General features: G+C 57.3%; 13 protein-coding genes. 7 read left to right on the top strand and 6 right to left on the bottom strand.

What is annotated here, in order from left to right; all coding sequences use genetic code 11:
• Positions 1 to 13: 13 nt before the first annotated feature.
• Positions 14 to 502, top strand: a complete 489-nt coding sequence (locus J4E00_RS08065; RefSeq protein WP_208174629.1) for a dihydrofolate reductase — start codon at positions 14 to 16, stop codon at positions 500 to 502.
• A gap of 60 nt (positions 503 to 562) precedes the next feature.
• Here the strand turns inward: J4E00_RS08065 and J4E00_RS08060 are convergent, their stop codons facing one another.
• Both J4E00_RS08060 and J4E00_RS08055 read right to left on the bottom strand, forming a co-directional pair.
• On the bottom strand, positions 563 to 4,837 hold the full coding sequence (locus J4E00_RS08060) for a C25 family cysteine peptidase (RefSeq protein ID WP_208174628.1): 4,275 nt from the start codon (positions 4,835 to 4,837) through the stop codon (positions 563 to 565).
• Positions 4,838 to 5,862: 1,025 nt separating this feature from the next.
• A complete protein-coding gene (locus J4E00_RS08055) occupies positions 5,863 to 6,978 on the bottom strand; it encodes a PorV/PorQ family protein (RefSeq protein ID WP_208174627.1) in 1,116 nt (371 codons plus the stop codon).
• A gap of 412 nt (positions 6,979 to 7,390) precedes the next feature.
• Between J4E00_RS08055 and J4E00_RS08050 the strand changes: the two genes are divergently transcribed.
• Positions 7,391 to 7,738 (top strand): PadR family transcriptional regulator, encoded by a 348-nt coding sequence (locus tag J4E00_RS08050; protein WP_208174626.1) that lies wholly within the window; start codon positions 7,391 to 7,393, stop codon positions 7,736 to 7,738.
• 64 nt (positions 7,739 to 7,802) lie between these two features.
• Positions 7,803 to 10,490 (top strand): PspC domain-containing protein, encoded by a 2,688-nt coding sequence (locus tag J4E00_RS08045; protein WP_208174625.1) that lies wholly within the window; start codon positions 7,803 to 7,805, stop codon positions 10,488 to 10,490.
• Positions 10,491 to 10,584: 94 nt separating this feature from the next.
• Here the strand turns inward: J4E00_RS08045 and J4E00_RS08040 are convergent, their stop codons facing one another.
• From J4E00_RS08040 to mce, 3 genes are all read right to left on the bottom strand, one after another.
• The gene (locus J4E00_RS08040) at positions 10,585 to 12,024 is read right to left on the bottom strand and encodes a CCA tRNA nucleotidyltransferase (RefSeq protein ID WP_208174624.1); all 1,440 of its coding nucleotides are present in this window, start codon (positions 12,022 to 12,024) and stop codon (positions 10,585 to 10,587) included.
• Between the two features lie 109 nt (positions 12,025 to 12,133).
• Complete coding sequence (locus tag J4E00_RS08035) at positions 12,134 to 12,706, bottom strand: L-threonylcarbamoyladenylate synthase (RefSeq protein ID WP_208174623.1); 573 nt, start codon at positions 12,704 to 12,706, stop codon at positions 12,134 to 12,136.
• A 91-nt stretch (positions 12,707 to 12,797) separates the two neighbouring features.
• Positions 12,798 to 13,199, bottom strand: coding sequence for a methylmalonyl-CoA epimerase (mce, locus tag J4E00_RS08030; RefSeq protein WP_208174622.1), 402 nt, complete (start codon positions 13,197 to 13,199; stop codon positions 12,798 to 12,800).
• A 215-nt stretch (positions 13,200 to 13,414) separates the two neighbouring features.
• Here mce and J4E00_RS08025 point away from each other — a divergent pair, with 215 nt between their 5' ends.
• The 4 genes from J4E00_RS08025 to J4E00_RS08010 all read left to right on the top strand — a co-directional run bounded on the left by J4E00_RS08025 (position 13,415) and on the right by J4E00_RS08010 (position 16,090).
• Positions 13,415 to 14,629, top strand: a complete 1,215-nt coding sequence (locus tag J4E00_RS08025) for an IscS subfamily cysteine desulfurase (protein ID WP_208174621.1) — start codon at positions 13,415 to 13,417, stop codon at positions 14,627 to 14,629.
• Positions 14,630 to 14,743: 114 nt separating this feature from the next.
• Entirely contained in the window at positions 14,744 to 15,154 is a 411-nt protein-coding gene (iscU, locus tag J4E00_RS08020) for a Fe-S cluster assembly scaffold IscU (protein WP_035561862.1), read from the top strand.
• A 92-nt stretch (positions 15,155 to 15,246) separates the two neighbouring features.
• Complete coding sequence (locus J4E00_RS08015; RefSeq protein ID WP_208174620.1) at positions 15,247 to 15,642, top strand: hypothetical protein; 396 nt, start codon at positions 15,247 to 15,249, stop codon at positions 15,640 to 15,642.
• Positions 15,643 to 15,763: 121 nt separating this feature from the next.
• A complete protein-coding gene (locus J4E00_RS08010; RefSeq protein ID WP_201982096.1) occupies positions 15,764 to 16,090 on the top strand; it encodes a HesB/IscA family protein in 327 nt (108 codons plus the stop codon).
• 315 nt (positions 16,091 to 16,405) lie between these two features.
• Here J4E00_RS08010 and J4E00_RS08005 read toward each other — a convergent pair whose 3' ends face one another.
• Positions 16,406 to 22,636 carry a T9SS type A sorting domain-containing protein gene (locus J4E00_RS08005; protein WP_208174619.1) on the bottom strand — a complete coding sequence of 2,077 codons (6,231 nt, stop codon included), beginning with the start codon at positions 22,634 to 22,636 and terminating at the stop codon, positions 16,406 to 16,408.
• Positions 22,637 to 22,909: the final 273 nt, after the last annotated feature.

Here is a 22,909-nt window from a genome sequence, read left to right as displayed (position 1 = left end):
CCTCCCTTACCCAATGGTTTCTTTCGTTGTGGCCGTAGCCGAAAATAACGTTATCGGCAAAGATGGTGGCATGCCCTGGGGCCGTCTGCCCGCCGACCTTCAGCACTTCAAAGCTCTTACGCTGGGCCACCCCGTGGTGATGGGCCGCCGCACCTACGACAGCCTGGGCCGGGCCCTCCCCAAGCGGCCCAACATCGTGATAACGCGTCAGCAAGACTGGGCCGCTCCCGGCTGCGAAACCTTTGCCTCGCTCCCCGCCGCTCTGGCCCGCGCGGCCCAGCTCGACGAGGAAGTCTGCGTTATCGGCGGCGGGGAAATCTACCGCCAAGCCCTACCCGCCGCCGACGTCATCTACCTTACCGAAGTGCACCACAGCTTCGAAGGCGATGCCTTTTTCCCCACCCTCAGCCCAAGCGACTGGCGCGAAGAAACCCGCGAGCGCCACGAAGCCGATGAGCAGCACGCCTACGCATTCAGCTTCGTCACGCTGCGGCGGCGCTAGCCTATCAAGCAACGAAAAAAGGCCGCCCAAATGGGCGGCCTTTTTTCGTTGCTTGATAGGCTAGCGCATAAGTACCAGCTTGCCCCAGTCGTTTTTGAAGGCCTTATCGCCGGCCGTGGCACGATGGCCAAACTGGCCGCTGGCATCATCCAGAGCCACGCGGTAGAGGTAGGTACCGTTGGCCAGCCGGTCGCCGTAAGTGTCGGTGCCGTCCCAAGCAAACTCGGTGATGTTGTTGCCAATGTGCAGCGGACCCAGCTCGCTCATGAAAATCTCCCGCACAACGCGACCAGTCAGACTCAAAATCTGAATTTTCATATTAGTAGGCAGCGTCTGGCCCGTAAGCGTGAACACGAAGCGGGCCTTGCTCACTATCGGGTTCGGATACGGGTATACGTTGCTGATTTGCGATGAATTTACCACCTCAAACCTCACCTGGAAATCCTGGGTGCCGGAGCTGGCGTTGCGGGGGTCGCGGCCCTGCACCCGCAGTTCGTAGATGCCATCGGGCAGCGGGCCACTCTTGGCCGGCTCGTAGATGAGCCGGGCCACGCTGCCCTTGGTGCTGTCCACGCTGAACCGCACTTCCGGGCCACTTAGGACCACCGGTGTCGGCAGGCCTGTCTGACCTGGCTTGCGCAGGCTAACGGTAAAGGCCGAAGGGTCGGTAATGTGCGTCAGGCGGCTTTCGTCGCTGAGCTGAATATTGATAACCGGCTGGGCAGAAACCAGCTCGCCATTGAGAATGTGGCGCCCGTCGAAAGCCACATCCAACGTGGGCGGCACGTTGGTATCTATCACCGTGAACTCGTCCAGAATCAACTCGTTATTGGAGTAGTTCTGCTCGGGCTGTAAGCGCGGGTTCACTACTACCTCGGCCACGAAGGTGCCGAATTTGTTGCGCACATCCAGCCGCACTGGCACGGTGAGCTTTGCGCCTACTGCTAATAGTCCGGGCGAGCTTATCAGCGCCGTAGCCACTACCGCTCGCGTATCCTTATTGCGGAGGTTGATACGGGTCTTGATGGGCTGGGTAAATGCCTCGTCCGATATATTCTCGAAACGTACCGGGAAGCTGATGTATCCACTATCCACAGCCTGCCGCGTGAGCGTAGGAGCAGCATAGTACGAGGCAGCCACATCATCGCGCCGCACCACGCCCTCGGGCAAGCCCCGCGAGGTCACCAGCCACTGGCGCAACTGCGGCGGAATCCGCGTCACGGTATCGGCAACGGCTAATTCCAGACGGATGTAAGGATACGTCCGGGCTGGCACCAATGTCGTCAGTGCCTGGCCGGTTCGTCCAGAAGTGGTAACGTTGGGCAGCACCACCGTTTCGCGACCCAGCGTATCGATGGCTACCACACTCAGTGTGCGCTGACCAGTGGCAAGAGGGTTGCGAATAGTATGATACAGATTCAGCCACTGTTGTGAAGGGCCGATGCGCGTAGAAACAATGCGGCCGGAAGCACTGGGCCGCTGCAGAGTATCGCGCAGTTCCACACCCTGGTTCACAGGGAGAATGGTGGTAGCGCTGCTGCGGTCCGGGCCGTTCTCACGAATAAGGCGACCAGTCGTAGCGGTCAGTTTCTGGCCCAGCAGGGTCAGGGGCTCTCCATCAGCCAGCGTGGTGATGAGCTGGGAGCCCAGCAGTGCTTGGATGCGGGCTTTGAGGGCAGCTGGCAGCGTGGAATACGTCAGCCGATTGGCCGATACCACGGCCACATACGAGCCATTTGGAATGGCTGTCAGGAAAGCATCTAATTGCTGCTGACGCGTCGCGCTGCTGTTCAGGTTGTCTAGCGGGTTCAACGGAGCCGGGTTAGAAGTAGTGGGGTCCGAAGCGGAGAAATAGTAGAAATAATCCGGTGCCTGCCCACACCGCTGGAAGGTAGTTGGCATGGTCACGGGGCGCAGTGAGGCACCATTGTATACGGCAATCAGCAGGTTGGGCGACAGCACACCGCAGCCTCCTACGGATGGCAATCCTGCTGCCGATTGAATATAGATTCCTGCTCCTGTGAACGTCCCAAAACCAGCCGTCGTCCCGGCTATCCCACCCCCTTTGGTTCGGAGCACAATGGGCACGCGGCTGTTCACAAATTGCCAACGGCCGTTGGGGGCATTCACATCCACGTTGGTCCGGATATCGCGCTTAAACTGCGCGTAGTGGCTCTGCGACCATCCACCGGGGCTGCCGGGAATCACCCGGAACGACGACGTCACCCAGTTGCCGTCTTCGCCCTGCGCAGCCGTTTGGAAGCGGGCCCGCCAGTACCACACCAGACTGTCGCGCGCGCCCAGGGTAGCGGGTAGCGTAGGCGTCCACTGCGCCACCACGCCCGCCGTCACTGTTGTGCGCCGAATTTGTCCGCTGTTGAAAGTGACTGCGGTATCTAGTTCAAATTCATATATACGCGAGAGACCTTGGGGGTCATTAGACTGCACTACCAGTTGTGGCGATGTGCCTGGCACAATGGAAAATTCGGAAGGCCGCAACACAGTGATGCCACCCTTCAGAAAAGAGAAATCAATTGACGCCGTATTATTGTTTTCGTTCGATTCGGCCACCTGATTATTGGGGTCGATAACGACGCGGAAGGTACTGGTCCCGATTGCGGCTGCCGCTGTGTTATTGGGCAGCGTCAGAGCATAGGTAGTATCCGGCCTCCATGCTTGGCGGAATGTGAACAGCGGATATATCTGGTTGGGAATACCAGAGCCATTTGGGAACACCCGAGTGACTTGAATCCGTACTGGTTCGTAGGTGATACGACCGGGGTTGGAAACGCCTACGTTCAAGATAAAATCCTGCGAGTCGGCCCGCACTGCGGGGGGCGTAGCGCCCGGCGTTGGGGTGATGGCCAGAGTAGCTGCACTAGCCACAAAATCCGGCTGCGCGGGCGAATACAAGGCAAGTGTGGGGTCACCCTGCCAGCCTGTACACAATAACTGTTCGATACCGATATTGCTGGCAAAGGCCGTATCATCCTGCAAGCGCCGCACTACTTCATCGTGGGCCACGGTAATGGGTTTGCCAAACCAAGCCGGCTCGTTAAACAGTACCTTATACAAAGTATCCTGTGCAATGTGCAGTTCGTCCTCAAAGCCAAACCCTGTCTCACCCAGCGAGCCCAAAGCACCGCGCTGCTCAGCAAAAAGCCAGTCTTCTACTACTGTATAAGTACTGGTAAAGGTGGTATTGCCAGCGCAACCGTTGAGAAACAGGTAAGGGTACTTGCCAGGGTTATTGTAGTTATTCGAACGGGAAGGGCCACCGAAATCAAGCGCAAATGTATTGTTGGAACCATGGCCGAAATAAGAAATCAGCGAAACCCCTGAGTTGATATACGACGATATATCAATGCTCACGGGCAGGTTATTGGGCGTTATCCGGTATTCAGTATCGACATGCCCGCCCAGCAATGGCCGTTCTACCCGTGTCTTAGCACCATCCATGAAAGCGCGGAAGTCGGAGGTTTCCTGCGCCGTGTAGCCTCCGACCAGGTGCAATACTTTCTTCCGCCACGGCGCTACTGCTAGCGGCGGCAGTGCCTCATGCTGCTTCAGTTTGGCTAGGTAGCTTACTATTTGGTGAGGTGTGGTCACCGTGAGACGACCGGTGTGCAATTTTGCTACCCAACTATTATTGGCATAATCAGCCGTAATCATGTTATCCGAAACAGAACGGCTACTTGTCGGCACTAAGTTGAAGCCAAAGTCGCCTTGGGTACGGTAGGCAATACCGTCGCTGGGATGAACGCCTTTGCCCAACAGCAGGAGGTAACGGCTGGTATTGTTGGGGGCAGCGGCCACTAGCCAGCGGGTGAAGTGCCGCAGGGCCAACCACGACTTATCGCCATAAGTGAACTGGTCATAGAGTTCCGGCGCCGTCACCATCAATACATTATAGCCACCACCGGCTGTTGAGGCCCGGTAGTTGGCATACTCTTGAGCCGCATTGCTTACACCCGGCGTGGCCGGGTCGGGCTTCATCAGCTGTGGGTGCGTGATGATAATATAGTTGGGAGTAGCGGGCGTGATATTGCGGAATATGACCTGTCGGGCTGGCAATGGTGGCACCGCCAAGTAGGTTTCATCGGCCAGCAGCAACTTGTGGGTGGCCGCACTGGTAGCATTTGGAAACACGTAGCGGCGCGTGGAAGCGCTGCCCGGCACGCTCACAATGCGCTGGACGTTGTAAATATCCTGCACATCGAAGCCCACAGCCGTCGCTGGAATGGAATCGTTGGCGTACTCGTAGGTTGCTGGACCAGTCAGTAGCGAATCGTTGTAAAATTCGACACTATGGCGGTTGGCAAACCAGCGGTTCAATTGGGGGAAAGTGAGTTTGAAATAACCGATGTAATAATTATCGTTTGCCGGGCTTAATGGCGAAGCTATATTCCCAACATAAACCCGCCCCGCGCTATTAACGTCAGAACGCAATAGTGGAAATACTTGCCGAGCCCGTTGCAAACCGGGCCACTGTAGGGTTCCCAATGGCCTTCCTACACCTGCGTTTATGGCAATCACCTGCGTAGCATGTGCTCCCGAATTGGCACCGAAGGCAAGTATTTCTACCGAAGGGGTAGGCCCGGTTGGGGCCAAGCTGCGAACTAGTGAATCGCTGGGAGCAGGAGGAAACGGCGAAGATGGGTCATTCTGATACGCATACCCAAAATAGCCCTCGGCCGGTTCTACCCAAGGCAGATAGTTGTAGCGGTCGACTGGCGCATCAAAAAAAGCCTGCTTCTTAACATTCACCTGAGTTATTAAGCGATGCGGGTGCGGCGTACCAGCTGTGGCAGTGGGCTGGGCCATGTCCCGGCCATTGCTACTGTTGTTCCAAGTAATGAAATAAGCTGCTGTATCGGTGTAGAAACTATAGTATTGGTGGGCTTGGTCCTGCTGACTCTTGTACAGTTCTACATCCAGCTTGCCATCGTTGTGAATAGCGTAAAACTCAAGAAAAGTTGTCTGGTCTAGCACCGTCGCATTGCCGCCCACATAGCGCGCTATCTCACGGCCACGACGCCAGATTTGTAACTGTCGTGGTGCAACCCCACTAATACCGGCCTGCGTGAGATATTGATAATTGAGCTTATACAGCCCGTCTTTCACAATCTTAACCTTGTAATACTGTTGGCCTGGCACAATCCATTCATTGCCCACCGGCCCCGATTGCGCATGCGCAAGCGTACCGCCCAGCATCAATGCCAGTACTGCTAATAATCTCACCCACTTCTTATGCAGCTGCTTGTAGTGTTTATCCATTGGAAGAAAGGAATTGCTATTTCTATATTATTTTAGTTAGAGCAGTTACGGTAATGGCAGCGGCTTGTATTGCCTGTCCAGTACTATTTAAACCCGTAGCCCAGCGACACAATGAGGGAGTTGGTCTGCGAGGCGCTGCCCAGTTTCTCCACGGCCAGGCGCGAGAGTGCCAAATCGACGCGCAGGCCGCTAATGGCCACGCCGGCCCCAAGGCTATATTGGCCTTTCCATTGCAAGGACTTATCTACTACGCTACTGATTTGCTGATAGTTGCCAGCTCCACCACGCAGAAACACCAGATTTTTATAGCCCAACTCCAAGCCAGCGGCGGGGTTCACGCTCACAGCTTTGGTGGAGATGGGGGTGCCGCGCTGGCCATCGGTAGTAGATTCGAGGTCGACGGCGACCAGGGCCGAAAACTCCTTAGGCAACGTGAAGCGCCGTCCTACACCCAACACAAAGCGCGGCAGGGTGATTTCAGTGCTGTTTTTAGGAATGGGGTCGCCGAGGTTGGCATCGACGTTGTTGAGGCCCTTCTGGTACTCGTCGGCGTTGATGGTCCAGGCGTTGAAGGTTGTGGTGATGTCACGGGCCATCAGGCCCAGGTTCCAGCCTTTGCGGTTGTACTGTACGCCCGCATCGATACCGAAGCCGTAGCCGTGGGCAAACTTGCCAATGTTGCGGTAGATGATTTTACCGTTGCCACCAATGCTCAGGCCCTCCGGGCCCACCTTACGGGCGTAGGACAGCAGCAGGGCATAGTCGGCCACCGAGAAGTACTCTATCTTGTCGTATTGCACGTAGCCATACTCGTTGATGAGGGCACGGGTGTCGGCAATGTTGTCTACGCCCAGACGCAGCACGCTGATACCCACGGCGCTTTTATCGTCCAACGGCATGGAGAACGCCACATAGTCGTTCTTTACTACCCCCGAAAATAGCTCAGAGTGCATCAGTACGCCGTCGTATTTGTGCGTCTGATTCACAAGGCCGGCGGGATTCCAGTAGCCGGCGGTGGCATCGTTGGCTAGGCTGGACTGCACCTTGCCCATGCCGAGAGCCCGGGCTCCTACCCCAATATTCAGAAATTCGTTGCTGTACTTGGGCGTTTTGGTCGATTGAGCAGCGGCCGGCGAGGCGAGCACAGCGGTAGCACCCAGGAAAAGCAGCCCACGGGCAGTGGCGGAGAATTGGGACATAAAATGCGATAGGGTAAAGTTTGCGCGGACGGAACGCAAGTTACTTCATTATAGTGCGTCGGAACCCGCCAATTTCGGGCCAACTGTGCTTTGACAACGGAGAAAGGCCTCAATTTCTGGCTAAAGCATAAGCCTCTTCGTGCAGAGCTACCACCCGGCTATACGCAAATCAACTCTGAGCTTGAGAATAGTTCTACCCATTCTCAGATTGTGGCAATTCAGCCCATCTCGTACGCTGACGACAGGAAAGTATGTACCACATTATCTTTTTGCTAAAATTTTCTCACTGACTATCAGATAGTAGGGAAATATATTCTCTCCCAAGCTATAATTATTCATCCAGTACCTTGCGTTACAAAGTACCTACCATACATTTGTACTGTTCGTCACCCACTAGTCATTCAACTCGCCCATGAAACTCGAGAACACCCAGGTTCAGATGCGCAAGGGAATCCTTGAGTTCTGCATCCTGGAAATCATCGCCCGCGGCGAAGCCTACGCCTCCGACATGCTGGAGGAATTGACTTCGGCCCGCATGATAGTGGTGGAGGGCACGCTCTACCCCTTGCTCACTCGCCTCAAAAACGCCGCCCTGCTGGATTATGTCTGGAAGGAGAGCAGCAGCGGCCCGCCCCGCAAATACTACACCCTCACCGATGCTGGTCGCCAGTTTCTAGACGAGCTGCGCGAGACCTGGGAGGAAATGGCCACTTCCGTCGGCATCATCCGCCACAGCCGGCCGCCGGGCGATAGTCGCTAGCACTGCACCTCCTTTTCTGCATCACTCACCCCAGCTTCAATCGGCCCGTTCGGCCTTCTTTCACATGAAAAAGAACATCAGTATCAACTTGCAGGGTATCATCTTTCACATTGAAGAAGATGGTTTCGAGGTCCTTAGCCGTTACCTGGCCGAGGTGAAAGCCCACTTTGCCAACTACCGCGGCCACGAAGACATCGTGACCGACATCGAAGGCCGCATCGCCGAGCTGTTCTCGGTGCGCCTCTCGCCCATGCAGCAAGTCATCTCTCTTGAAGATGTGCAGGCTATGATGGCGAAGATGGGCCGCGTGAGCGACTTCGCCCCCGATGCTGACGAGGACGATGCCGAAGCCACCGAAACCGCTTCCGCTTATACAGGCACCAACGCTTCGGCTGGTTTCGGGAGCACAGCTGGCAGCACCTCGACGGGCTTTGGCAGTACGACGGCTGCTGCGGCCGACGCTCCTGCCACCGATGGTCCCAAGCGCCTGTACCGCGACATGGCCAACCGCAAAGTAGCGGGCGTGGCCGCTGGCATTGCCCAATACTTTGCCGTGAATCCGCTCTGGATTCGGCTGGCCTTTGTGTTTGGCGCGTTGTTTTCGCCCGCCATCCGCATCTGGGCTAATAACCACGACAATAGCCATTTGGAAATAGGTGGCTGGTTTGGCATCGTGTACATCGTGCTTTGGATTGTGCTGCCCAAGCGCTACGATGCCCCTGCTCCCAGCGACGTGCTCCTGACCTCGGGCCCGCTGGCCGGCCGCCGCCTCTACCGCGATACAGACTCCGGCAAAGTAGCCGGCATCGCCGCGGGCTTAGCCGCCTATTTCAACATTGACGTGACACTGGTGCGCGTGCTACTGCTAGCCGGCCTGTTTGCCGGGGGCTTCACCTTCGTGCTCTACATCATTCTCTGGATAGTCTTGCCCGAGGCCAAAACGGTCTCGGACAAGCTCCGTATGCGCGGCGACGCCATGACGCTGGAAAGCTTTGATAGCAGCGTGCGCAACAACACCTTCGCTACCGACGGCCCTGCTACTACCAACCGCCCCGTGGGTGCCTTCGTGGAAGATGCCGCCCGTGGCCTGCGTCCGGCTGTTAATTTTGTGGGCTCGGCTATTCGAATTGCTGCCGGCATTTTGCTCACCATCACAGGCTTCGGCTGCCTGGTGGCCTTGGCCATTGGCCTCGGTGCAGGCATTGGCCTGCTGCCCCACTCGCAGAACATTGTGCTGGGCGACGCTCCTGCCCACGTTATGCTGAACGGCGTGCCCACCTGGGGGCTGCTGGCTGGCTTCTTGGCCTTTGCCATACCGGCGCTGTCGCTGCTGCTGAGCGGGCTGAACCTGCTGTTCCGTCACTCCATCATGTCGCGCACGGTGAGCCTCTCGTTGCTGGGCCTGTGGCTGCTGAGCCTGGTGGGTGTGGCCATGGCCTTTGCCCAGCAGAGCCGCGAGTTTCAATACGATGCCCAAGTAGAACAGCTGGAACGCTACCCCAAACTGACTACACCCATCATTATGCTAGACTCCCGCAACGTTGACCGCCAATGGGAACAGCATGTAGAACTTCGCCTTGCTGCCGCCGACAGTGGCCGTGTGATTGAAGTGTTGCGCACCCTCGGCTCGAAAGGCCCTACCCAGGAAATAGCCCGTCGCAACGCCCTGACGACCATTGACTACACCATCCAGGCCAGCGGCGACTCCTCGCTGGTATTCGACGACCACTTCTCCTTCCTGCCCGACGCCAAATACCGCCGCCAAGAGCTCACCGTGACCCTGCGCCTGCCCCGCGACCGCACCTTCCGCATCAGCCGGGACTTTGCCTACGACCTGCTCGACTCTGACAACTTCGTGAACAATGAGCGGCCCGAAGACCCCGAGCAGCACCAGTACCGCCTGCGTGGCAACAAGCTGGAGTGCATTGGCTGCACCGACGAGCAGTTGGGCCGTGACGAGGATGATGATGACGACTCCGATGTAAACATCAACATCGATACTGACGAAAGCAGTGACGACGAAGGCGACAGCAACGACGGCAAAAACGGCATCACGCTCAACTACGGCGGCGCGCCGGCCTTCGACACCGACCTTAACAGCTACGGCAGTGGCCGCCGCAGCTTCACCGAAACCGGCTTCAACCGGGTGAGCGTAGGGGGCGGCTACCGCGTGGTGGTGCGCCGCGCTGATGCCTTCAAAATTGAAGCCGCTGGCGACGAAAGCGCCCTCAAAGAGCTGCAAGTAGAACTGGACGGGAACGAGCTGAAAATTACGCCTCGCGGCTCCGGCTCGTTCTTCCGGGGCAATTGGGGCCGCAACCAGAGCAAAGTCCTCATCGCCATTAGCCTGCCCAGCGTGGAGCGCCTGGAGCTGGCCGGTGCCGTACATGCCGACCTCGGCGGCTTCGAGCGGCAGGACGAGTTGCGTGTGGAGCAAGCCGGCGCCAGCCACCTGCGCCTCAATGGGAACTACGGTACCCTCCGCCTGGAGCAGGCCGGTGCCTGCCGTACCACTGCCACCGGCCACGCCGACGAGCTGAACCTGGAAGCCGCTGGTGCCTGCGAATTGGCTGGGGCTGCCCTCCAAACCCGAACGGCTGTGGTGAACGTGGCCGGGGTGTGCAAGGCCCGTCTCAACGTGAGCGAGAGCATTAAGGGCGACGCCGTGGGGGCCAGCGAAATTGCCTACAGCGGCAAACCCAAAAGCGTAAAAGTCGAATCAACTGGCCCTTCCAGCATCAAACGCCTTTAATCCAAAAATTTTCTTTGTTACTAAATTTATTAGAGGCAACTTTCACATAAATATCTGCATCTATCCACCCAACGGTAATAAAAAAGAAGACAGGCTAGTTTGGTGAGTGAACGATGCCTCCTTCTGGAGCCAGCCCTTTGGCCGCCCCCTGCTGCAACAGGAAGGCCAAGGCTGGCTCCATCTCGTTTTTAATGGTGCCTTCCAAAATGGCTTCCATCACCGCCTCCTTCAGCTCGCCCACTTGGCGCGAAGGCTTCAACCTAAAGGTTTCCATGATGATTTCGCCAGTGATGACGGGCCGGAAGTTGCGCAGGTGGTCTTTTTCCTCCACCTCTTTCAGCTTCTCTTCCACCTCTCCGAAGTTGCGCAGGTAGCGAGCCTTGCGCTCGTGGTCTTTGCTGGTAATATCGGCCCGGCAGAGCAGCATGAGCCGGTCAATGTCGTCGCCGGCCTCAAACAACAGACGGCGCACGGCCGAGTCGGTCACAGTTTCCTTTACCAACGCAATGGGGCGCAGGTGCAGTCGCACCAGCTTCTGCACCATGCGCATTTCCTCGCCCAGTGGCAATTTCAAATCGGTGAAGATGCCGGGCACCCAACGAGCCCCCTTGTCCTCGTGGCCGTGGAAGGTCCAGCCCACTTTGGGGAAATAGCGCTTGGTGGCAGGCTTGGCGATGTCGTGTAGCACAGCGGCCCAGCGCAGCCAGAGGTCGCCGCCGGCGTGGGCCACGTTGTCGAGCACTTGCAGGGTGTGGTAGAAATTGTCCTTATGGGCGTGGTTGCCCACTTTCTCCACCCCATGCAGCAGCGCCATTTTCGGAAAGATGAGTTGCAGAAGCCCCGTCTGAAACAGCAGCTTGAAGCCATAGCTCGGCGTGGGCGACTCAATAATCTTGTTCAGCTCCACCGTTATCCGCTCCTGCGACACGATTTTTATTCGGTCTTTATTCCGGATAATGGCGTCGAAGGTATCCGGCTCAATATCAAAGTTGAGCTGCGAGGCAAAGCGAATGGCCCGCATCATCCGCAACGGGTCATCAGAAAACGTAATATCCGGCCCCAACGGCGTGCGGATGGTTTTGCCAGCGAGGTCCTTCATGCCCTCGTAGCGGTCCACCAATTCTCCAAAATTTTCCGGGTTTAGGCTCAGTCCGAGGGCATTGATGGTGAAGTCGCGGCGAGCCAAATCCTCCTCCAGCGTACCAGCTTCCACTTCCGGCTTCCGGCTTTCGGCGCGGTAGCTTTCCTTGCGGGCTCCTACAAATTCAATGTCGCCTGCCTCCTTGGTGGGCAGCATGGCAGTGCCGAAGTTCTTGAAAATCTGCACCCGACCGCGGCCCTGCAGCTTGGCACCCACCGCTTGCGCCAAGGCGATGCCGTCGCCCACCGTCACCACGTCAATGTCCTTGCTGTCGCGGCCCAGCGCCAAATCCCGCACGTAGCCGCCAATGACGTAGGCCGGCTGTTTGAGTTCGGCCGCTGCTTCGGCAATGGTATGAAAGATGGGCAATTCGGGCAGTTGGGGCGTCTTCATGCCCGCAAAGGTCGCAAACAGAAAGTGTACCCCGAAGCCGCGCTTCAGTACGGCGGAAATCGTTCGCCGCGAGTCGAAGCACAGCGTCGGGGGATTTAAACCGGACGGCTTATTCCCGCACTACTTCCAGCGTACCACCCGCGCCCAGCCGTACCACCCGCGAGGGTGCAACACGCGTGGCATCGTCCTGCCGCCAGTTCACCACATAGTCGGCCCCACGCACAATGGCCGCATCCACTTCCGAGTACACGGCGGGCGTCGGCTCGCCTGCTTTGTTAGCCGAAGTGGAAACCAGCCCGTGCCCTAGTCGCCGCACCACTTTGTGACAGAACTCATCTTTGGTCAGCCGCAAGCCTACTGTGCCGTCTGGCCCTACTAAATCGGGAGCGAGGGCCCGGCTGGCGGGCAGAATATAGGTCGTGGGCCGGGTGTCGGCAGCAATCAAGGCTTCCAAATCAGCTGGGACCTCAGTGGTGTAGCGCTTCAGCATGGCCCAATCTGCCACCAGCACGATGCTGGGCTTGCCAGCTTCGCGGCCCTTCAGCTTGTAGAGCTGCTTGACGGCGGGCAGGGCCTCGGCGTCGCAGCCCAGGCCCCAAACCGTGTCAGTTGGATAGAGAATGACTTGCTGGAGCAGTAGGACATCAATGGCGGCTTCTACTTCTTGCTGGAAACGATTCATGGTTTTTATATAGCGTGGACTTTGCAAGTCCGCGTTTAAGAGAAGTTATTAAAGAAGTTAGCGGTTCAAGCACGGACTCGCAGAGTCCACGCTACAAGCTTTGGCAGAGCTCCACCAATACGCCGGCTGCACTCTTGGGATGCACGAAACACACCAGCTTATTATCGGCCCCGCGCTTGGGTTCTTCATTTAATAGCACGAAGCCCTCCCCTCTCAGCCTTTCCATTTCAGCCCGAATATCATCCACCTCAAATGCGACGTGGTGAATACCCTCCGGCTTCTTAGCTAGGAACTTCGTGATGGCACTATCCGGCGAGGTACCGGCCAGCAGCTCAATCTTGGAGCCACCCACTTGAAAGAAGACTGTATCTACGGCCTCGCTGGCGACATGCTCTTTCTTATAAGGTGCTGTACCAAGCAGCGAGGTGTACAGGGCAGTGGCTGCGTCGAGGTCGTTTACGGCCAGGCCGAGGTGTTCGAGGTTGGTAAGCATAGATGTGGAAAAAAGGAGTGCACGGTACTACCACTAAACGGACAATAACCCGGCATTTACCGAGCTTTTTGCGCCGGGTTGGGCAGTATACGTATTTCCTTGTTTAGATTGTATCTACTTTTGTGGGGCCAAAGAAAACTGATTGCCCTCGAACCATGTTCTAGGCGGGTATCAGCTATTCGCTGGTTTACCACTTGTCACTACTGCTGCGCGCAATGCTTAAGCTCCCTATTTACCTCGACAACAACGCCACTACGCCCCTCGACCCGCGGGTGCTGGAGGCCATGATGCCTTATCTGACCGAAGTATTCGGCAACGCGGCTTCACGCAACCACCCCTTCGGCTGGGCCGCAGAGGAGGCCGTGGACTATTCCCGCGACCAAATCGCTAAGCTCATCAACTGCGATTCCAAGGAAATCATCTTCACCTCGGGCGCTACCGAGTCGGACAACCTCGGCATCAAGGGCGTATTTGAGATGTACAGCCAGAAAGGCAACCATATCATCACTGCTACCACTGAGCACAAAGCCGTTCTTGACACCTGTAAGCATATCGAGAAGCTGGGTGGCCGTGTGACCTACCTGCCCGTGAACGAGCAAGGCCTCATCAGCCTCGAAGAGCTGGAAGCCGCCATGACGCCGGAAACCATCTTGGTGACCATCATGTACGGCAACAACGAGACGGGTACCATCCAGCCCATCCGCGAAATTGCCCGCATTGCTCATAGCCACGGCGCCCTGTTCATGACGGATGGCACCCAGGCCGTGGGTAAAATCCCGGTTGATGTTATTGCCGATGGTATTGATATCATGGCTTTTACGGCTCACAAAATGTACGGTCCAAAAGGTGTGGGCGCACTCTACGTGCGTCGTAAAAACCCTCGGGTAAAAGTAACTGCCCAAATGGACGGTGGCGGCCACGAGCGTGGCATGCGCTCCGGCACCCTCAACGTGCCCGGCATTGTGGGCTTGGGCAAAGCATGTGAGTTGGCCCGTCTGGAAATGGCAGCTGATACCGCTCGCCTGAGCGCCATGCGCGACCGCCTCGAAAAAGAGCTGACCACGCTGGAAGAAAGCTACGTCAACGGTTCGGTGGAGCATCGTTTGCCCCACGTTACCAACATCAGCTTTAAATACGTGGAAGGCGAAGGCCTGATGATGGGCGTGAAAGACCTCGCCGTTTCTTCTGGCTCGGCCTGTACCTCGGCTTCGCTGGAGCCCAGCTACGTACTCAAAGCCCTGGGCCTGAGCGACGACCTGGCCCACAGCAGCCTACGCTTCGGCTTGAGCCGCTTTACCACCGACGAGCAAATCGATTACGCCATCAACCACGTAAAAGAAGCCGTCACCAAGCTCCGCGAAATGTCACCGCTGTGGGAGATGTTCAAGGAAGGCGTCGATTTGAGCAAAATCGAGTGGGCAGAACACTAGAAAGTTTTGAGTTTTGAGGGCTGAGTTTTGAATGATTCCCGTTCATTTTCATCAACCAAAACCCAGTCTTCAATAACACTTAAAACTCAACATTTAAAATTCAACACTACAACAATGGCTTACTCCGATAAAGTAATCGACCACTACAGCAACCCCCGCAACGTGGGCACGCTGGACAAAAGCAAAAAGAACGTAGGCACCGGCCTCGTAGGTGCCCCTGAGTGCGGCGACGTAATGCGCCTGCAAATTGAGGTGGACGAAGCAACCAACACCATCACCGACGCCAAGTTCAAGACGTTCGGCTGTGGCTCGGCTATTGCTTCTTCATCGCTCGCTACTGAGTGGCTGAAAGGCAAAACCGTTGACGAAGCCCTGGCTATCGATAACATGGAGATTGTGGAAGAACTGGCGCTACCGCCCGTTAAAATCCACTGTTCGGTGCTGGCTGAAGACGCCATTAAGTCGGCTATCTCGGACTACCGCGTGAAAAACGGTCTGCCCGCCCTGGAACTGGCGCACCACTAGTCTTTTTAATGAGGAATAAAGAATGAGGAATGAAGAATTGGCTTTGCGGCCGGTTCTTCATTCCTCATTCTTTATTCCTCATTCTCTATTGAATGATGGACGAATTTGAAATTGCCCGCTTGCAACGTGAGATTCAGCAGTACTTAGGCCTGACGCCGGAGCAGTTGCAGTTTGAGTTCCGGCAAGTGGAAGGCCAGACTCGGCTGGACCTGATTACTGTGAACCCGCGCCACCAACAGCGCTTTTTGTTCCGTTACGAAACTGGGCGCGACGAAGTGGAATGCCTGCAGAAAATGCTGGACTATGTGAAGCGCTTCCGCGACACCGAAAGCTCCTATACGCTGCAGTGGCGCAGCCCAGGCGATAAGGAGTTGCACACTTCTTACTTCCGGGCGCATAATGCTTATGAGGCACTGGACAAGCTGTACTTCGGTCGCGACTTGAACACCATTACTGTTTTTAGCGTGGTGCTCAATCCTAGCTCTTAGCTTCTTAGCCTGATTTTGATGAGTTGGTGAACAAAGAATTTCTCCGGCTTGTTTATAATCTATCTAAATTGCACCCGCATTTCAATACTAGCTGTGCGGGGTCATCCCTGCTCCTATTGCCATGATTACCGTTTCGGATAAAGCCAAAGAAAAAGTATCGCGCCTGATGACCGATGCGCATCTGGATGAAACCTACCGCCTGCGTGCTTCGGTGGCAGGTGGTGGCTGCTCAGGCCTGAGCTATAAGCTGGACTTCGACAACGAAGTGCGCCCCATGGACCAGGAGTTTGAGGATAAAGGTGTGCGCGTAGTGGTAGATATGAAGAGTTTCCTCTACCTCGCTGGCACCGAGCTGGACTTCTCTGATGGCCTCAACGGCAAGGGTTTCCAGTTCAACAACCCTAATGCGTCGCGCGAGTGCGGCTGCGGCGAGAGCTTCTCCGTCTGAATCACGGATTGACGCGGCTTTTTCGGATTCCGCGGATTTTGTGAACGGCTGGTATTTGCTATTCCAAAGAATGAGAAGATGAAAGGCTGCCGGAATGGCGGCCTTTTTGTTTTTAATAGGTTACCAATAATTAGCTAGTGATTGCAGGTAGAAGGTAAACAACTGTCCATTGTTTCCATGACGACTATTCGGGTGCCTACAATGTTGAACTGAGACCTGTAGCCATAAAAAAGGCCACCCTAAGGGGTGGCCTTTCCTTGTTAATACATCTACAACATCCGTGGAATCCAAAAATTCCGCGTCAATCCTTGGTCCTTACTCTTTCTCAAACTTCTGTACGCTACGGCCAGTGGCAGTTTGCAGCTCTAGGAGGTACAGGCCGGTGGGCAGTTGGCCGATGGCAACGTTGGTAGTACCAACTTCGGTGGGGCCTTGCAGCAGGGCCTGGCCTAGTTGGTTGAGCACCCGGTAGGAAGTGACGGCCTCAGTGGTGAAAGTGATGCTGCTACGGGCCGGATTGGGATAGAGCAACGCCTTAGTGGCTGCACTGGTACCGGCTACCGTGGCGACGGGCGAGTAGGCCACGGTACCATCCTGGTCTACCTGGCGGAGGCGGTAGTAGAGCTGAGTAGCAGGTGCCATGGCGTCGAGAGCGGCATAGGCGGTGGTCCGGTTGCTGCTGCCTTGGGCTTTGGTGGTGGCAACGGTCACGAAGTCGCGGGCATTGAGGCTGCGCTGTACTTCAAAACGGGCACTGTTTTTCTCGCTGGCAGTAGCCCATTGGATGGCTACCGACTTATTCGACTCGCGTTGGGCACTGAAAGTAGTGAGTTCTACTGGCAGCGGGTTGATGGCGGCGAAGGTGTTGGTATTGGTCAGGTCGTTGAGGGCACCGATGGCGAAATCCGAAAAGTCGGAGAACGTATCAGACGTGAGGGTACCGCTTACGCCAGCCCCACCCGCACCGGAATCGGGGTCGCCAGTGGTGGCGTTGGTGGTGGCGCGCCCTACGCTGTTCCAAGTGCCGGCAGTGCCGCCGTCGCGCTTGGCAATCACCAGGTCGGTGCTGCTGGGCGTGTTCACGTAGTCATCGGGGCCGAAGCTGAGGGTGATGCTGCCACTGAAATTGCCAGCCGTGGTGTTGGACGAAGTGACAGTGTAGGAACGACGGGTCGACACACGCTTGAGCTGGCCACCCAAGGTGCTAGCGCTTTGGCCGGGGTTGCCCTCAAACTGCTCGGCGGTGTAGGTGCTGGGAGCCGCTTGCGCAGCCGCCGTGAGTGTGAGCGGGCGGTAGGCCGTGCCCTTGCCGATGGGGAAGAACGAGGAAGCCGCGCCCGTGCCCGTGGTGCGGGCGAGCGGGCCGTTCACAAAGCTGGTGGCACTGCCGCCGCTGACGGAAGCACTTTGATACAACGTGAGGCTATTGATTGCCGAAGTATTCACCTTGCCACTGGTAAGAGCCAGGTTGTTTTCGATGCGGACGGCCCCCACAGGGGTTACCTGGTCGGCATTGTTCACGGCTACGTTATAGTAGTTGCCAGTGGCCAGGGTGGCAGCAGGACTGGTAAATATCGGCTTACCGATGACGCTGCCCCAGCCGGTGGCCACCCGCAGGCCATCGAGATAGTAGACAGGTGAGTTACTGGTCTGGCGCAGGGCCACGGCGTTGAGACTGTTGGCCGCAATGGTATTGGCTTCAATAACAGGCCCGACGGTGGGCGTGGCAGGCTCGGTGGCTGGCGCGGCGGCATCAAACACGTAGAGACTGGCTTCGTCGTTGCCACCTGCGTTGGTCACGTATTTCAGCACCACCAAGTAATCCTGGCCTACATTATACACGGCCGGAGCGTAGACGGCGGCAGCAGACGAACCATCCGAGACCGTCAGGCCGAACTTGAAGCCGCCCGCCACGGAACGGGTAAATACACGGCCCCGGAAGACGGTAATGCTCGTCTGGGTATTGTCCATCAGGTGCAGGAAGTAGTCGGTGCCGTCCACGTCCACATTAATAATGCCCGATACGTAGAGCGTGCTGGTACCAGCGGGTGTAGTGAAAGCGCGGTTTACGTCTTCGCCGGAGCCAGCCGAGAGGGCCCGGTTATTATTGGCAGGCTGGCCGGCGGGGTATTCGGCAAAGGACTGGTTGCCGGCCTCAATGGTGATGGGGCTAGCACCTGCACCGTTGTGGGCCGTCCAGCCGTTAGCCGTGAGCAGGCTGCCAGGCGTGCCGTTAAAATCGTCTTCCAGCAAGAGCATGCCGGCCTGGGTAGCCCCAATAGGTGGTGCTGGCGTGCTGAACGCTGCCGTACCTGGGGTAGCAGTGAGGTAGTTCTCGGCCCCGGCTACGTTGCTGTCGTTGTAAGCATACACGTCTATTGTGTAGTTGCTGGCGCCGGTCAGGCCGGTCACGGTTACCGGGCCGGTGGTGGCATCGGCAATAATCACAAAGTTGTTGAGACCAGTGCGGCTGGTAGCTGCGGCACTGCCATAGGCCAGACTAGCGGTATATGTAGTGCCATCCGTGGGGACCACGGCAGTAGTCGTGGTGGGCCGTATCACTACGAGACGCTTGGTGCCGGTGCCACCGGCAACGGTTACGTCCACGGTCGTGGTGGTAATGTTAGCTACCGTCACGGTAGGCTGTGGAGCGGTGGGCTCGGGGGCCAGGCCTACGCCGGTCAGAGTGATGGTATAGGTACCTTCGTTCGAATCAGTGTTGGTTACGGTGAGCGTGGCGGTTTGTGGGCCAGCGGCGGTAGGCGTGTAGCGCACAACAACCGGCGTGTTGGCACCAGCAACCACCGTGGCGGGAGTGGCAGGTGGGGTTACAAAGCTGAAAGCACTACTGGCATTGTTGCTCAGGGCCACGGTCGACACAGTCAGGCTGGCATTGCCTAGGTTGTTGATGAGGAAGGTAACGTCGGGAGTAGCATTGCCGATTGGAGCATTGCCAAAAGCAACTGTACTACCCGAGGCAACGGAAGTGCCGGCTTGAGTGATGTCAATTTCAGGGGCAGCCTGACCGCAGAGCACCAGCACGTCGTCGAAGGTTACGTTGCCGGCGGATTTGGTGTAGGTGAACCGGAAGCGGGTGAAGTTGGCAAAGGTGGCACCCGGGGCCGACGTGAAGGTGTAGTTCTGGATGGCCTTGGTCGTCGGGAGGTTGCTGATGGTGGCAATGGTCTTGTACGTCGCGCCTTCCAGCCCTTCAACCAACATGCTGGAGGTGGCATTGGTGGCGTTGCCAAACATGGTGAAGGTGAGCTGCACGGGGTTAGCCACCACGGGCGTCAGCACCCGGTCGCTCGTATCATCAAACTTAACTGCTGGAATAGCAGTACCCGCGCTGCCCGATGACGTGTAACTGCTCACGCCGGTAAACGTCCAGCCCGCGGGCGCGGTGGCGCCGCTGCCAATGCTATTGAAGCCTTCATTGATGCAGGCGCTGCTGCCAGCGGGGTACACCGTACCGGTCACGCCCACGTCGACTGACTTGGTACCTGAAACGTTGGTGATGGTGCCATTGGCCGGACCGGCCACGGCCGAGCCGGCAATGCGCACATAAACAGTGGTGTTACCCGAAGCCGGTGCCGATACCTGGGTGGTGAAACCCGTGCCGGTAGTCAGCGATACTTCGTAGCCGGTGGGGGCCGTCACGGTCACGGGGACGGTGAGGTTGGCGGCGGTCAGGGTGTAGCTCTGCTCAGTTGAGGCAATGCCACTGCTCGTGGTGAAGCCATCGAGCGAGGACTGGTCCGAAGTGAGGGTGAGGACGGGGGCGGTCACGTTCACACGCACGGTGTTGCTGGTGACCACACCGCAGGCTACCGTCGATTTTACGACTACATAATAAGTCCCTACTGTGGGGAAGTTTGGCGTGTAGGTAGCGGCGGTTTGCCCGGCAATGTCGGTGAAGGGGCCAGCCGAGGCTGTGCCAACGGCCCACTGGCGGCTGGTAGCCGGAGTGTTTTCGGTAGCCGTGAGGGCATTACCATTGGCATTGGTCACGATGTTTTGGGCGGTAGTGGGCGCAATGCCCACTCCGCTCACCGTGATGGCCACCGAAGCAGGGCTTGTGGCAACCGGGCTAGCCGACACCACCCGAATGAGGTAGCCGGTACCGGCCGTGAGGGTGCTGGCAAACGTGGCCGACACCGTTTGGGTAGGCGTAGCCGAGTAGGTGCCCGTGCCGATGGTGACAGGTGACGAGAAGCTGCCAGCCGAACTCGACCGCTGCACCGTGAACGTGCTGCCAGCGGTGTATGGGCCAGAGGCAGTAAACGTCACATCGAACGGTACGCCGGGGCAGGCGATGGTGCTGGCCACCGTTGGTGCGCTCAGGCCTGCTGTGACCGTGAAGGTGCCAGGAGCGGTGTAAGTACTGGTGCCATCTGAGAGGACTACGGCACCGGTGGTGCTGCCAGCAGCTACCGTAGCCGTTACGGTGGTGGCGGTAGCTGATACGCCGGTAGCTGCTGTGCCACCCACGGTAACACCCGTGATGCCGCCCAAATTGGTACCCGAAATGGTAATCCCCGTGCCTACCGGACCGTTGTTGGGCGTGAAGCCACTGATGACGGGGGATGGTACTACTGGCGTGGCCGCAGCCGAAACGCCAGTACTGTAGCCATCGCCATTGGTCACGAAGGCCTTAAAGTTATAGGAGGTGCCGTTGGTGAGGCCGGTAACAACGACACTGGTACCGGTGCCATTGTATACCACAAACTGGCCGCCACCCAAATCAGTACTAGCCGTTCCGAAGGCAGAACCGGCAGTGGGATTGCCAGTGGGCACTACGGTGATGGGGCCGGTGCTGGCCACCACCACTGTGCGGCTGTAGCAGCTAGTGGGGTTGGTCCAGGACAAGGTTGCCTCGGTGTTGCCGGCCGTGGCCGTGAAGGCGGTCACGTTGTTGGTAGCGTAGTTCGTCACCGCAAGGTTGGTGCCGTTGTCGGAGGCCACGGTGGCGGGGCTGCTGGCTTCTACATGGATGCGGTAGGTGGTACCCGAAGCCAGGGTGGCGGGCAGCGTAGCTGCAATGGTGCCCGAGTTGGCATCGCTCACCAGCGTACCAATGGGAGTGCTCGTGCCACTGCCCAGGTAGGCGGTGTAAGTGTTGCCACTAAAGGTGCCTGTCGAGGTAAACGGCACCGAAACAGCCGCTCCGGTACTGCCCACGCAGTAGCTGGTGGGCGAAATGGTGCCAGTGGTAAGCGTAGTGGTTGGCGGTGCAGTCACAATAACTTCGGCCACGTTGTCGCTAGTTACCGAACCGCAGGCAGCGAAGGTGCTCACCACGTTCACATAGTAAGTACCGGGCGTGGAGAATGTGGGGGTGAACGTGGTGCCGGTTTCACCGGGAATGCTGGTGAAGGGACCGGCGGCTGAGGTACCCAATTGCCACTGCCGCGTGGTGCCCACGGTGAAGCTTTCGATGGCCCGGAAAGGAACTGCGGGCACCCCCGTTACATAGGTCTGGGTGATGGGCGGGTCGATGGTGACCTGCGGGTCGTTTACAATAATGAAGTCGGCTGAGGTAGCGCTAGTGGTAGCGGGATTACTCGAAAGCACCCGGAAACGGTAGTTGGCTCCGCTGAATGTGCCGGCCGCAATGGGCACAGGCACCGGTGCCGTGGGTGCCGTGGTACCGGCGTAGGTAGCCGTGGCGTAGGGCGTCGAACCAAACACGCCGTTCGGGCCCGAAAGCTCAATGGTGAAGACGTTGCCCGTGTTGAAGGTACCTGTGGTAGTGAACGACACGCCCACGTTGGCCGAACTCGTGGTACAGCGCGCACCCGCCAAGTAGGTGGGCGTACCGATGGAGGCAGTGGATGTCGTGGTGTATCCTTGCACGATAACGTCATCAACCAACCAGCGCTCCGATGAGGAGTTATTCAGTATAGTGATGCGAAAGCGCAACTGGTTGGTGGCCGGAATCCCAGTCACCGATACTACACCATATCCATCCGAAGTACGGGCACCCCCGCCTGCCGGGCCCGAAGTAGTGGGCGTATTATTGCCTAGGTATGCACGTGTGGCAATGCCTGTACCGCTTGCGAAGCTCCAAATAGTATTGGAAACAGAGCTAGTGGCGCCACCAGCTACAATTACTTCGTTTGAATAAGAAGTACCGCCATCGGTACTAATGGCTAGTGTTACTACATCGGTTTGGTCTGAACCGTTGCCAGTGCTGGCAATGGAGAAGGACGCCAACCGAAAGCCAACCGAAGCGGTGCTGTAAGCGCTTGCATCAACAATAGCGGAAGTAATAGTAGCTGAGGCGTTGGATACCCCATAAGACCGGCTTCCGCCTGTGGTACTGTTAAAGGGAGTGGAAGCCGGACGGTCACTGCTTGTGGAGCTTCCCGTGTAGTAGGCACCGCCAGCTACTGCAACACTTACGGTGGGAGTAGCTGGAGTCGTTTCGAAATCCTGTGTACCAATCACAGTCTGCCCCCATCCCAGCAGCGGTAACAAAAGCGTCAACAACAGCACCGTGCTGCGGCCAAAATGGGTGGAAAAACTAGTAAGGAATCTCTGCATAAAGAGTGGTTTTATAGGGACTTAGTTAAATCCCAATGAACTAGACACGTCAAGTGTAAAGATAGAAAGGATGCTTTGGATTACCACGGCAATCAAATTACGAAATCATTATATCCCTTGCCCTGAAGACAAGAAGAATCGTGGCGCGTTACGGCAGGCTGCCGAGCGCTGCTTTCATTTCAAGGAGACCTCCCAACGGCTCTCCAGTGCCGTTCCATAATTAAAGCGCGCCAACGAGCAACCCAACCGTTCGTTTACCTTAAGGGCTTTGGT

The sequence above is a fragment of the Hymenobacter negativus genome (assembly GCF_017571495.1).
Classification (GTDB): domain Bacteria; phylum Bacteroidota; class Bacteroidia; order Cytophagales; family Hymenobacteraceae; genus Hymenobacter; species Hymenobacter negativus.
The sequence above is the reverse complement of the archived record's forward strand: the minus strand, read 5'-3'. Positions and strand labels throughout refer to the sequence as shown.